General features: G+C 71.8%; 13 protein-coding genes. 6 read left to right on the top strand and 7 right to left on the bottom strand.

Going from position 1 to position 12,483, the window contains the following annotated elements; genetic code table 11:
* Positions 1–11: 11 nt before the first annotated feature.
* Entirely contained in the window at positions 12–545 is a 534-nt protein-coding gene (locus OIE12_RS21035) for a DUF4245 domain-containing protein (protein ID WP_329137570.1), read from the bottom strand.
* Between the two features lie 126 nt (positions 546–671).
* On the opposite strand from OIE12_RS21035, the gene glpX reads away from it, so the two are divergent.
* Positions 672–1,709, top strand: a complete 1,038-nt coding sequence (gene glpX, locus OIE12_RS21040) for a class II fructose-bisphosphatase (RefSeq protein WP_329137572.1) — start codon at positions 672–674, stop codon at positions 1,707–1,709.
* Between the two features lie 126 nt (positions 1,710–1,835).
* Here the strand turns inward: glpX and OIE12_RS21045 are convergent, their stop codons facing one another.
* Positions 1,836–2,201, bottom strand: coding sequence for a WhiB family transcriptional regulator (locus tag OIE12_RS21045; protein ID WP_329137574.1), 366 nt, complete (start codon positions 2,199–2,201; stop codon positions 1,836–1,838).
* Between the two features lie 103 nt (positions 2,202–2,304).
* On the bottom strand, positions 2,305–3,144 hold the full coding sequence (locus OIE12_RS21050; protein ID WP_443053875.1) for a DUF1707 SHOCT-like domain-containing protein: 840 nt from the start codon (positions 3,142–3,144) through the stop codon (positions 2,305–2,307).
* A 226-nt stretch (positions 3,145–3,370) separates the two neighbouring features.
* Between OIE12_RS21050 and OIE12_RS21055 the strand changes: the two genes are divergently transcribed.
* Entirely contained in the window at positions 3,371–5,038 is a 1,668-nt protein-coding gene (locus OIE12_RS21055) for a fumarate hydratase (protein ID WP_329137576.1), read from the top strand.
* A gap of 44 nt (positions 5,039–5,082) precedes the next feature.
* Here the strand turns inward: OIE12_RS21055 and OIE12_RS21060 are convergent, their stop codons facing one another.
* Together OIE12_RS21060 and xseA are read right to left on the bottom strand one after the other, a co-directional pair.
* Positions 5,083–5,355 carry an exodeoxyribonuclease VII small subunit gene (locus OIE12_RS21060; RefSeq protein WP_329137578.1) on the bottom strand — a complete coding sequence of 91 codons (273 nt, stop codon included), beginning with the start codon at positions 5,353–5,355 and terminating at the stop codon, positions 5,083–5,085.
* Positions 5,356–5,363: 8 nt separating this feature from the next.
* Positions 5,364–6,605, bottom strand: coding sequence for an exodeoxyribonuclease VII large subunit (xseA, locus tag OIE12_RS21065; RefSeq protein ID WP_329137580.1), 1,242 nt, complete (start codon positions 6,603–6,605; stop codon positions 5,364–5,366).
* Positions 6,606–6,732: 127 nt separating this feature from the next.
* Between xseA and OIE12_RS21070 the strand changes: the two genes are divergently transcribed.
* Both OIE12_RS21070 and ppgK read left to right on the top strand, forming a co-directional pair.
* A complete protein-coding gene (locus OIE12_RS21070) occupies positions 6,733–7,743 on the top strand; it encodes a 4-hydroxy-3-methylbut-2-enyl diphosphate reductase (protein WP_329137582.1) in 1,011 nt (336 codons plus the stop codon).
* Positions 7,744–7,767: 24 nt separating this feature from the next.
* The gene (gene ppgK, locus OIE12_RS21075) at positions 7,768–8,514 is read left to right on the top strand and encodes a polyphosphate--glucose phosphotransferase (protein WP_329137584.1); all 747 of its coding nucleotides are present in this window, start codon (positions 7,768–7,770) and stop codon (positions 8,512–8,514) included.
* Between the two features lie 203 nt (positions 8,515–8,717).
* On the opposite strand, the gene OIE12_RS21080 is transcribed toward ppgK, so the two are convergent.
* A complete protein-coding gene (locus OIE12_RS21080; RefSeq protein WP_443053876.1) occupies positions 8,718–9,203 on the bottom strand; it encodes a DUF6542 domain-containing protein in 486 nt (161 codons plus the stop codon).
* A gap of 441 nt (positions 9,204–9,644) precedes the next feature.
* On the opposite strand from OIE12_RS21080, the gene ychF reads away from it, so the two are divergent.
* Positions 9,645–10,733 carry a redox-regulated ATPase YchF gene (ychF, locus tag OIE12_RS21085; RefSeq protein ID WP_329137587.1) on the top strand — a complete coding sequence of 363 codons (1,089 nt, stop codon included), beginning with the start codon at positions 9,645–9,647 and terminating at the stop codon, positions 10,731–10,733.
* Between the two features lie 65 nt (positions 10,734–10,798).
* Here the strand turns inward: ychF and OIE12_RS21090 are convergent, their stop codons facing one another.
* Complete coding sequence (locus tag OIE12_RS21090) at positions 10,799–11,497, bottom strand: SDR family NAD(P)-dependent oxidoreductase (RefSeq protein WP_329137589.1); 699 nt, start codon at positions 11,495–11,497, stop codon at positions 10,799–10,801.
* Positions 11,498–11,611: 114 nt separating this feature from the next.
* On the opposite strand from OIE12_RS21090, the gene OIE12_RS21095 reads away from it, so the two are divergent.
* A complete protein-coding gene (locus OIE12_RS21095) occupies positions 11,612–12,478 on the top strand; it encodes a helix-turn-helix domain-containing protein (RefSeq protein WP_443053877.1) in 867 nt (288 codons plus the stop codon).
* Positions 12,479–12,483 lie beyond the last annotated feature (5 nt).

Genomic DNA, 12,483 nt, shown 5'->3' on the forward strand with positions numbered 1-12,483 from the left:
GACGGCCGGGCTCACGCCATCTTGAGCGACTTCACCATCTCGGCGAGGCGGGTGAACGAGGCCGTGCCCGTGACCACCGTCGTCGCGCCCTTGTCGTCCTCGTCCTTGAGGACGAGCGCGTCGTAGCGGCCGCCGGTGTAGTGCTGCCAGGTGCGGCCGCCGATCTCCTGGGTGGTCTTCGTGGCCTGGGAGCCCTGGCTGGCCTCGTCGATGAACAGGGCCGCCTTCTGAGTCGACTGCTCGATCGCCACGTATTGACCCTTCGGATCCTGGAAACCCAGGTGCCAGTGGTCGAAGGAGGTGCCGTCGAACCGGACCGAGGTCGCCTTCCAGCTCGCGGACAGTCCGCCGTCGGGCGCGGCGACGGGATACGAGGCCGCGCGCCGGGCGGTGAGGAGCTCCACGTCGTAGCTCACCCGCTTGACGTCGGGCTTCGAGTCGTCGTGCGGGATGAAGAGGTAGATGACTCCCGCCATCAGCCCGATGAGGGCCAGGGAGAGGATCATGTCCCGGACCGTCTTCTGCTTGCCGTTCGTACCTGCCACGCCTCTATCGTCGCAGGTACCCGGGCCCGCTCATCCGTGGGGCCCCCTGCTCATTCTGCTCACCTGGGGATACAGTCGGACCCATACCCTCATCCGGCCGTCGCCGTATCAGAAAGGTGCGCTCCGATGACCGAGAACCACCATCACCTGCCGTCCGAGCTCGAGGTTCCCTCCGAGGCGCCCGACCGCAACCTCGCCCTGGAGCTGGTCCGGGTCACCGAGGCCGCGGCCATGGCCGCGGGCCGCTGGGTCGGCCGCGGCGAGAAGAACGGGGCCGACGGCGCGGCCGTGCGCGCGATGCGCACCCTCGTCTCGACCGTCTCGATGAACGGCGTCGTCGTCATCGGCGAAGGCGAGAAGGACGAGGCCCCGATGCTGTTCAACGGGGAGCACGTCGGCGACGGGACCGGCCCCGAGTGCGACATCGCCGTCGACCCGATCGACGGCACCACGCTGACCGCCGGGGGCATGCCCAACGCCATCGCGGTGCTCGCCGCCGCCGACCGCGGCACGATGTTCGACCCGTCCGCCGTCTTCTACATGGACAAGCTGGTCACCGGCCCCGAGGCCGCCGACTACGTCGACATCAACGCCCCCGTGCCGGTCAACATCCGCCGGGTCGCCAAGGCGAAGAACTCCACGCCGGAGGACGTCACCGTCGTCATCCTCGACCGGCCGCGCCACGCGGGCCTGATCGAGGAGGTACGGGCCACCGGCGCGCGCATCAAGCTGATCTCCGACGGCGACGTGGCCGGCTCCATCCTCGCGCTGCGCGAGGGCACCGGCATCGACCTGCTGCTGGGCGTGGGCGGCACGCCCGAGGGCATCATCTCGGCCTGTGCGGTCAAGTGCCTGGGCGGCACCATCCAGGGCAAGCTGTGGCCCAAGGACGACGACGAACGGCAGCGGGCCCTCGACGCCGGGCACGACCTGGACCGGGTCCTGACCACGGACGACCTCGTCTCCGGCGAGAACGTCTTCTTCGTCGCCACGGGCATCACCGACGGCGAACTGCTGCGCGGGGTCCGCTACCGCTCGGAGACGGCCACGACGGACTCCATCGTCATGCGGTCCAAGTCCGGCACGGTGCGGCGGATCGACTCCGTCCACCGCCTGAGCAAGCTCCGGGCGTACTCGGCGATCGACTTCGATCGCGGGATGTAGGGAGGGGCGGGGACAGGGTGCCCGCGCCCCGTCAGGGGCGCGAGCAACCACGCACGACGCGCACCCGCCGACCGACAACAACCTCCCGAGCCATGAGGCGCCTTGGGGGTGAGTGGGCCGGCCCGCTCACCCCGCCGCCGCTATCCTCGCCCCCGCCGCCTTCTGCAGTTCCACGTCCCGCCGGCGGCGGCGGGCGAGGACAACTCGGCGCTCCGCGGCGGTCAGTCCGCCCCAGACCCCGTACGGCTCCGGCTGCATCAGCGCGTGCTCCCGGCACTCCACCATCACCGGACAGCGCGCGCACACCCGCTTCGCCGCCTCCTCGCGCGACAGCCGCGCGGCCGTCGGCTCCTTGGACGGTGCGAAGAACAGTCCTGCCTCGTCGCGCCGGCACACGGCCTCCGTGTGCCACGGGGCGTCCTGATCCCGCCCGGGCCCCCGCTGGGACGGAACTGCGGCGACCTGCAGGGACGAATGCGGCGGTTGCAGCACGGTCTACTCCTGACGACGGCTTCGCGAGCGAGAGACGATGCAGCAAGCCTTACCCGTTGTGCGTGGGCCTAAGCGTTGGGTTCCGACTCCGCCGCCTGCCGGTTCAGTGCCCGAGGTGCCGCCGCACCTTGCGATCGGCGTGCCTCAGCTTGCGGTCCACCGTGCGGTCGGCCTGCCTCAGCTTCCGCTCCACCCTGCGCTCCCAGCCGCCGTCGTACTTCCGGTCCAGTTTCCGGTCCAGCGTGCGCGAGACCCGGTCCGTCACCCGCTCCAGGATGTCCGCGACCATCCGGCCCCGCCGGGGCTTCGCCTCGACGTTGCCCAGGACCGCCCAGCCGTCCACGAAGACCGCCGGCGCCTGCGGGTCGCCCGAGTCCAGCGGGCTGACCTCGAAGTTGCCCAGCACACCACCGCCCGTGCCGCGCAGCGACACGTTCTCCGGGACGCGTATCTGCACGTCGCCGAAGACGGATATCGCCTTCACGACGATCTGCTGGTACTCGAACAGCGCCTCGCTCAGGTCTATCTCGACGCTGCCGAAGACCGCGTAGGCGTGGATCCGCCGGCCTGCCCGCCAGCGGCCCTTGCGCACCGCGCTGCTGAACACCGCCACCACGTTCTCGTCGGCCTCCGCGGGTATCGCGGCGGAGGGGCGGCTCGGCGGCGGGGCGGCCGCGCCGGACGGGCGGGTGCCGTGCGCGGCGGGCAGGTCCCGTACGAAGGCGTCGAGCTCGCCGACCGTCTTCGCCGCGAGCACGCCCTCGACGCGCTCGGCGTGCTCGTCCGCGGTGAGCCGGCCCTCGGCCAGGGCGTCGCGGAGCATGTCGGCGATGCGGTCCCGGTCGGCGTCCGAGCAGCGCAGCTCGGTCGGCGGCAGGGGCCGGACGCCGGCGGGGGAGTCGGGCCGGGCATCGGTCGGGGCGGGGCTCTTCTTCAGGTCCACGGCAGCAGCGTACCGAAACGCGATAGATCGCGACTAGCCCCTGTCGAAGCCTGTGGAAAACTCCCGCCCGGCCATGGAGCGAGTGTGCGGTGGGCGCGAAGTGAGCCTTACCTCACAACCTCCCCCTCACCGGCAGGTTCTACGCTGGTGGGCGCTGCCAATGGAGGCCGGCCGCCGTCGCTGAGGAAGCCCGCGGCGCGTCACGTCGAGTGAGGAATGGGCGAGAATGCCTGAGTTCGCGTACACCGATCTGCTCCCCATGGGAGAGGACACCACCCCCTACCGGCTGGTGACCTCCGAGGGTGTCTCCACCTTCGAGGCCGACGGGCGAACGTTCCTCAAGGTTGAGCCGGAGGCCCTGCGCAAGCTCGCCGAAGAGGCGATCCACGACATCCAGCACTATCTGCGCCCGGCCCACCTCGCCCAGCTGCGCCGCATCATCGACGACCCCGAGGCGTCCGGCAACGACAAGTTCGTCGCCCTGGACCTGCTGAAGAACGCCAACATCGCCGCCGCCGGCGTGCTGCCCATGTGCCAGGACACCGGTACCGCGATCGTCATGGGCAAGCGCGGCCAGAACGTGCTCACCGAGGGCGGTGACGAGGCGGCCCTGTCCCGGGGCATCTACGACGCCTACCACAACCTCAATCTGCGCTACTCCCAGATGGCCCCGCTGACCATGTGGGAGGAGAAGAACACCGGCTCCAACCTGCCCGCCCAGATCGAGCTGTACGCGACCGACGGCGGCGCCTACAAGTTCCTGTTCATGGCCAAGGGCGGCGGCAGCGCCAACAAGTCGTTCCTCTACCAGGAGACCAAGGCGGTCCTCAACGAGGGCTCCATGATGAAGTTCCTGGAGGAGAAGATCCGTTCGCTCGGCACGGCCGCCTGCCCGCCGTACCACCTGGCGATCGTCGTCGGCGGCACGAGCGCCGAGTACGCCCTGAAGACCGCCAAGTACGCCTCCGCGCACTACCTCGACGAGATCCCCGCCGAGGGCTCCCCGCTGGGCCACGGCTTCCGCGACAAGGAGCTGGAGGAGAAGGTCTTCGAGCTGACGCAGAAGATCGGCATCGGTGCCCAGTTCGGCGGCAAGTACTTCTGCCACGACGTCCGCGTCGTCCGGCTGCCCCGGCACGGCGCCTCCTGCCCCGTCGCCATCGCCGTCTCCTGCTCCGCCGACCGCCAGGCCGTCGCCAAGATCACCGCCGAGGGCGTCTTCCTGGAGCAGCTCGAGACCGACCCGGCGCGCTTCCTGCCGGAGACCACCGACGCGCACCTGGAGGAGTCCGGTGACGTCGTCAGGATCGACCTCAACCAGCCGATGGACGACATCCTCGCCGAGCTGACCAAGTACCCGGTCAAGACCCGGCTGTCGCTCTCCGGCCCGCTCGTCGTGGCCCGCGACATCGCCCACGCCAAGATCAAGGAGCGGCTGGACGCGGGCGAGGAGATGCCGCAGTACCTCAAGGACCACCCGGTCTACTACGCCGGCCCGGCCAAGACCCCCGAGGGCTACGCCTCCGGCTCCTTCGGTCCGACCACGGCCGGCCGCATGGACTCCTACGTCGAGCAGTTCCAGGCGGCGGGCGGCTCCAAGGTCATGCTCGCCAAGGGCAACCGCAGCAAGCAGGTCACCGACGCGTGCGACGCGCACGGCGGCTTCTACCTCGGCTCCATCGGCGGCCCGGCCGCCCGGCTCGCCCAGGACTGCATCAAGAAGGTCGAGGTCGTCGAGTACGAGGAGCTCGGCATGGAGGCGGTCTGGAAGATCGAGGTCGAGGACTTCCCGGCGTTCATCGTCGTCGACGACAAGGGCAACGACTTCTTCCAGGCCCCCGCCGAGCCGCCCACGTTCACGAGCATCCCGGTACGGGGCCCGGGGCTGGCCTGAGCCGCGCGGGGCACGGGGCACAGGTCCCGTGCGGGGCGCGGGGCCTACGCCTCGCGCCCCCCTTCCGTCCCGCCGTCGTGCTCCTCCTCCGCGAGCGCCGCGTCCAGGCGCTCGCGGGCACCCTCCAGCCAGGTGCGGCACACCTTCGCCAGTTCCTCCCCGCGCTCCCACAGCGTCAGGGACTCCTCCAGCGTCGTGCCCCCCGCCTCCAGCCGCCGGACGACCTCGATCAGCTCGTCCCGCGCCTGCTCGTAGCCGAGCGCCTCGCTCTTCTTCTTCCCGGCGTCCTTGGCCGTGCCGGTGTCCGTGCTGGTCATGCGCTCGCTCACTTCCCGCCGTCGCTGTCCGACTGCTTCCCGTCGCTCTCCACCCGTACGGAGAACTCGCCCTCCGCCACCCGCGCCCGTAGCAGCTCGTCCGCCGTGACCTCGTGCGCGGCGCGCACCACGTGCCCGTCGGCCCGTTGCAGCACCGCGTACCCGCGCTTGAGCGTCGCCGCCGGGGACAGGGCCACCACGCGCGCGTGGGTGTGCGACAGCTCCGACTCCGCGCGGCCGAGCAGATGCCCGAGCGTGCGCCGGGAGCGGTCGGTCAGCGAGGCGATGTGGTCGGCCCGCTCGTCCACCATGCGGTGCGGGTCCTCCATGCAGGGGCGCGCCAGCGCGTGCGCGAGCCCCCGTTCCTCCCGTTCGACGAACGCGTGTGCGCACCGCCGGGCCCGGTCGCGCAGCCCGCGCACCTTCTCCAGCTCCTCGCCGACGTCCGGTACGACCTTCTTCGCCGCGTCGGTCGGGGTGGAGGCGCGCAGGTCGGCCACGTAGTCCAGGAGCGGGGTGTCCGGTTCGTGGCCGATGGCCGAGACCACCGGCGTACGGCAGTCCGCGACCGTCCGTACGAGCTGCTCGTCGGAGAACGGCAGCAGGTCCTCCACGCTGCCGCCGCCGCGCGCCACGACGATCACGTCCACCTCCTCGTGCGCGTCGAGCTCCTTGACGGCCTGGACGACCTGGGGCACCGCGTGCACGCCCTGCACCGGCACGTTGCGCACCTCGAAGCGGACGGCGGGCCAGCGGTGCCGGGCGTTCTCCAGGACGTCCCGCTCGGCGGCCGAGGCCCGCCCGCACACCAGTCCGACGAGCTGGGGCAGGAAGGGCAGCGGCTTCTTGCGGCCGGGCGCGAACAGACCCTCGGCGGCGAGGGACTTCTTCAGCTGTTCGAGCCGCGCCAGCAGCTCGCCCACGCCCACCGGCCGTATCTCGGCGGCCCGCAGCGAGAGCTGCCCGCGTGGTGCGTACCACTCCGGTTTCGCGTGGACGACGACGCGGGCGCCCTCGCTCACCACGTCGGCCACGGCGTCGAACACCTGGCGGTAGCAGGTGACGCCGACCGAGATGTCGTGCGACGGGTCGCGCAGGGTCAGGAACACGACTCCGGCGCCCGGCCGGCGCGAGAGCTGGGTGATCTGACCCTCCACCCAGACCGCGCCGAGCCGGTCGATCCACCCCCCGATGAGCCGCGACACCTGTCCCACGGGCAGTGGAGTGTCGGCGGACGTGTTGACAGCCATGCGCCGAGCGTAACGGCCGGGTACGACAACACCGCCGGCGCCGCCCGGGAGCGGGGCGCCATGGGACCCCCCGGGCGCCCCCGCCCGCCCCGGTCCACCCCCGGGCCGTCCGCGGTGACGCCCTACGATGGGGAACATGAGCGCTTCGCCTGCCCGCCGCCGTGTCCTGCTCGCCGCCCCCCGTGGCTACTGCGCGGGCGTCGACCGCGCGGTGATCGCCGTCGAGAAGGCCCTGGAGCAGTACGGGGCCCCCGTCTACGTCCGCCACGAGATCGTGCACAACAAGTACGTCGTGCAGACCCTGGAGAAGAAGGGCGCGATCTTCGTCGAGCGCACGGAGGAGGTGCCGCCGGGCAACATCGTGATGTTCTCCGCGCACGGCGTCGCCCCGGTCGTCCACGAGGAGGCCGAGCGGGGCCGCCTCGCCACCATCGACGCGACCTGCCCCCTGGTGACCAAGGTCCACAAGGAGGCCGTCCGGTTCGCCAAGGACGACTACGACATCCTCCTGATCGGGCACGAGGGCCACGAGGAGGTCATCGGCACGTCCGGCGAGGCCCCCGAGCACATCACGCTCGTCGACGGCCCCGAGGACGTCGCCAACGTGGAGGTGCGCGACCCGTCGAAGGTCGTCTGGCTCTCCCAGACCACCCTCTCGGTGGACGAGACCATGGAGACCGTCGACGCCCTCAAGGGCAAGTTCCCGCAGCTCCTCTCGCCGCCGAGCGACGACATCTGCTACGCCACGCAGAACCGGCAGCTCGCCGTGAAGCAGATGGGCGCCGAGGCGGACCTCGTCATCGTGGTCGGCTCGCGCAACTCCTCGAACTCCAAGCGGCTGGTCGAGGTCGCCAAGCTCGCCGGGGCGCGCGCCGCGTACCTGGTCGACTTCGCGGACGAGATCGACGAGGTGTGGCTGGAGGGCGTCTCGACGGTGGGTGTGACGTCCGGGGCGTCGGTGCCGGAGGTGCTCGTCGAGCAAGTGCTCGAATGGCTCACGGGGCACGGCTTCGAGGACGTCGAGATCGTCAAGGCGGCGGAGGAGTCCATCGCCTTCTCCCTGCCCAAGGAGCTGCGCCGGGACCTCCGCGAGGAGGCGGCCGCCCTGGTGGCGGAGCGCAAGGGGGCGACGGGCTGACGGAGCGCCACGTAACGTAAGCCCATGCAGATCTTCGGTGTGGACATCGGCGGCTCCGGAATCAAGGGCGCCCCCGTGGACCTGGACAAGGGCGACCTCGCGGAGGAGCGCTGCAAGGTGCTCACCCCGCATCCGGCGACGCCGGACACGGTGGCCGACGGCGTGAAGCAGGTCGTCGACCACTTCGGGTGGACGGGGCCGGTGGGGGTCACGTTCCCGGGTGTCGTCACCGGCGGCAGCACGGTGCGTACGGCGGCGAACGTGGACGCGAGCTGGGTCGACACCGATGCGCGGGCGCTGCTGGGCGAGCGGCTGGGTGGGCTGCCGGTGACGGTGCTCAACGACGCCGACGCGGCGGGGGTCGCCGAGATGCGGTTCGGAGCGGGGCGGGGGCGCCGGGGCACGGTGATCCTGCTGACGTTCGGTACGGGCATCGGGAGTGCCGTCTTCACCGATGGCGTGTTGGTTCCGAACACGGAACTGGGTCACCTGGAGCTGAACGGTCACGATGCGGAGAAGCGGGCCTCCAGCAAGGTGAAGGAGGACGAGGACATGTCCTGGGAGCGGTGGGCGCGGCGGGTGCAGAAGTATCTGGCGCACGTGGAGATGCTGTTCTCGCCGGAGCTGTTCGTGATCGGTGGCGGGGTGAGCCGCAAGGCGCACAAGTTCCTGCCGCACGTCGAGGGCATCAGGGCGGCGATCGTTCCGGCGGAGCTGCAGAACAACGCGGGGATCGTGGGTGCGGCGATGAGGGCGGCCCAGCAACTCTGAGGCGCCCCGCGCAAGCAGGGTTTCGCCCCCGCCGCCCTTACCCTTCCCATCCCCAGGGGCTCCGCCCCTTCAACCCCGACGGGGGCTCCGCCCCCTGGACCCCCGAAACACAGGCACCGCGCCCCGGCCAGGGGCGGGGGGAACCGCGCGAGTAACCACGACGCGGGCGCGCCGTGGGAGCCGCCCCGCGCCACCCCTCCCGCTCAGCGCGCCGCCGGCCTCCCCGGCCGACGCGCCGCACCACCCCTCCCGGCTCCGCCGGAACCCCCGGCTCCGCCGGGCCGGGCCGCGCCGCCCGCACGGGCACCCGCCCCTGCCCGCCGTCGGCCGACCGCCCGTACCGCCACCACCACCCCCGCTACCAACGTCCCCCCGTACAGCCACCCCGCCTGTGTCGCGAGTGCGGTGATCAGGGCCATGAGGCGGCCTCCGAGGCCGCCGTCGCCGGGGACCACCGGGAGCAGACCGGTGCCGAAGGCGATCGGCGCCACCACCGGCGCCGTCAGCAGGTCGCCCGGCCGGATCCAGAGCGCCGTCAGTACGCACACCGGCAGGAACAGCACCCCGTACGCCGTCAACGAGCCCCCGAACAGCACCCGGTCCAGGAACCCCAGCACCAGCATCGCCGCCCCCGCGAACAGCCCCCCGCCCAGCCCGGTGAGCCGGGGGTTGGGCAGCCGCCGGGCCACCGGCCGGACAGCAGGCCGGACAGCAGGCCGGACGGCAGGCCGGACCGCGGCCCCCGAGCCCGACGGTCCGGGCCGTCGCGCCCCCGCCCCGCGCCCGCGCACGTCGCGCACGCCGGGCGCGACCGCCGGCCGCCGCCCGCCCTGCGGGGGCAGCGGCGCCCCGCGTCGCGGTCCGTACCGGGCAGACGGCGTCCTGTGTTGCTCCACCGGACCAACTTAGGTCGGACAATGTGCCGAATGGCCCCACAGACACGCCGTCGGCACGTCCCCGCCGCCGCGTTCGAGACGCCGCCGAACGCGCCCAGCCGCACGCCGTAGACTGGTGGATCGGCCCGCACCGCACCCCCGCCCGGCCCCGCAGTACCGGGCCCCGGGCCGCCCGGGAGCGGGCCACCGCCCCACCGCCCCACCACCTCATCCTCACGTACGGGAAGTCGCAACGTGTCGCTCACGATCGGAATCGTCGGTCTGCCCAATGTCGGCAAGTCGACCCTGTTCAACGCCCTGACCAAGAACGACGTGCTCGCGGCCAACTACCCGTTCGCCACGATTGAGCCCAACGTCGGCGTGGTCGGCGTCCCCGACCCCCGCCTGACGAAGTTGGCCGAGATCTTCTCCTCCCAGCGCGTGCTCCCGGCGACCGTCGACTTCGTCGACATCGCCGGCATCGTGCGCGGCGCCAGCGAGGGCGAGGGCCTGGGCAACAAGTTCCTCGCGAACATCCGTGAGTCCGACGCCATCTGCCAGGTCATCCGCGCCTTCAAGGACGAGAACGTCGTGCACGTCGACGGCAAGGTCTCGCCCAAGGACGACATCGAGACGATCAACACCGAGCTGATCCTCGCCGACCTCCAGACCGTCGAGAAGGTCCTGCCGCGCCTGCAGAAGGAGTCGCGGATCAAGAAGGACACCGCGCCCAAGGTGAAGGCCGTCGAGGAGGCCAAGGAGATCCTGGAGAAGGGCGACACGCTCTTCGCGCACGGCATCGTCCAGGGCACCGAGCGCAACGAACTCCTGCACGACCTGCACCTGCTCACCACCAAGCCCTTCCTCTACGTCTTCAACGTCGACGAGGACGAGCTGACCGACGAGGACTTCAAGAACGAGCAGCGCGCCCTGGTCGCCCCCGCCGAGGCGATCTTCCTCAACGCCAAGCTGGAGGCGGACCTCGCCGAGCTCGACGAGGACGAGGCCCTGGAACTCCTGCAGTCCGTCGGCCAGGACGAGCCCGGCCTCGCCACCCTCGCCCACGTCGGCTTCCGCACCCTCGGCCTCCAGACGTACCTGACGGCCGGCCCCAAGGAGTCCCGCGCCTGGACGATCAAGAAGGGCGCCACCGCCCCCGAGGCCGCCGGTGTCATCCACACCGACTTCCAGAAGGGCTTCATCAAGGCCGAGGTCATCTCCTTCGACGACCTGGTCGAGACCGGCTCCGTCACCGAGGCCCGCGCCAAGGGCAAGGCCCGCATGGAGGGCAAGGACTACGTCATGCAGGACGGCGACGTGGTCGAGTTCAGGTTCAACGTGTAGCCATCGGTCCGCCGAGGCACGGATCCGGTCCGGGGGCCCTTGCCGTCAGCCGCCCTGGGCGTGGTTCAGGACCAGGCGATCTCGCCGTCCCGGGAGACGAAGCGTCCGGTGCCCGCGCCGGGTCCCTCGGTGGCGAGGGCGACGATCGCGTCCGTCCCCTCGGTGACGGTCTGGGGGCCGCTGTGGCCGTTGAGGTCGGTCGCGGTGTAGCCGGGGTCGGCCGCGTTGACACGGATGCCCTTGAGTCCCTTGGCGTACTGCGTGGTCAGCATCGTCAGTGCCGCCTTCGAGGCGGTGTACAGCGGCACGATCACGTGCGACTCGGGCCGGTCGGGGTCGTGGGTGAAGGCGAGGGAGCCCATGCCGCTGCTGACGTTGATGACGACGGGGTCGTCCGAGCGGCGCAGCAGCGGCAGGAACGCGGTGGTGGCGCGGACGACGCCGATGACGTTGACGTCGAGGACGGCGAGGGCGTCGGCGGCGGTGAGGCCGCTGGGATCTCCGGCGGGGCCCTGCACACCGGCGTTGTTGATCAGGACGTCGATCCTGCCCTCGTGCGCGGCGACGTCCGCCGCGGCGGCGGCGACGGACGCGTCGTCGGTCACGTCGATGGTGACGTGGCGTGCGCCGAGCGCGGTGGCGGCGGCCTCGCCCCGCTCGCGGTCGCGGGCTCCGACGAGCACGGTGTGCCCCTGTTCGATCAGGCGGCGGGCGGTCTCGCGGCCGAGGCCCTTGTTGGCTCCGGTGATGAAGGTGATCGTCATGCGTTCGATCCTGGCCCCGCGGCCGGAGGCGGACCAGAGAAGGCTCGACGGTAGGAAGCCCAGTACCACCTTCACGCCCGCGCACACGAGCGGGAATGCCGGAGGATGGACGGTATGCCGACGACATCCGGAACCGGACTGGGTGCGATGATCCGCACGTGGCGGGACCGGCTGCCTCCCGCGGCCGCCGGGCTGCCCGTGGCACGCGGGCGCCGCACGGCCGGGCTGCGCCGCGAGGAGCTGGCCGACCTGGCCGGGGTCTCGGTCGACTACGTCGTGCGGCTGGAGCAGGGACGGGCCACGACACCCTCCGCGTCGGTGGCGGCGTCCCTGGCCCGCGCCCTGCGACTGTCCACCGCCGAGCGGGACCACCTCTACCGGCTGGCCCGGCTCGTGCCGCCGGCGGACGGCGCAGTCCCCGACCACCTTCCGCCCGGCGTGCAACGGGTGCTCGCCCGGCTCGGTGACGTGGTGGTCGCCGTGTTCGCGGCGGACTGGCAACTGCTCTGGTGGAACCGCGGGTGGGCCGCGCTGCTGGGCGACCCCTCCGCCGCGCCGCCGGGGCTGCGCAACTTCGCCCGCGACAGGTTCCCGGTGGACGACGGCCCCGCTCGTCTCGCGCTGTGGCCGGTGACCGAGGCGGATCGCGACGCCACCGACGCCGCCGTCGTCTCCGATCTGCGCCGCGCCACCGGACGTTTCCCCCGGGACGGCCGTCTGGCCGCGCTGATCCGCGATCTGGCCGCGGGCAACAGGAGGTTCGCCGAACTGTGGGCAACCGGAGCGGTGGCCGCGCACCGCGAGGACCACAAGACGATCGACCACCCGTCGGTGGGCCCGGTCACGGTGGACTGCGACGTCCTGAGCGACGGCGACTCCGAGCTCAAGATCGTCATCATGACCGCCGTGCCCGGCAGCGAGGACGAGACCAGGCTCCGGCTCACCGCCGTCGCCGGGCCGCCGGCCGCCGCACGCGCCTGACGGAC

Origin of the sequence: Streptomyces sp. NBC_00670 (assembly GCF_036226765.1) — a bacterium.
Taxonomy (GTDB): Bacteria; Actinomycetota; Actinomycetes; order Streptomycetales; family Streptomycetaceae; genus Streptomyces.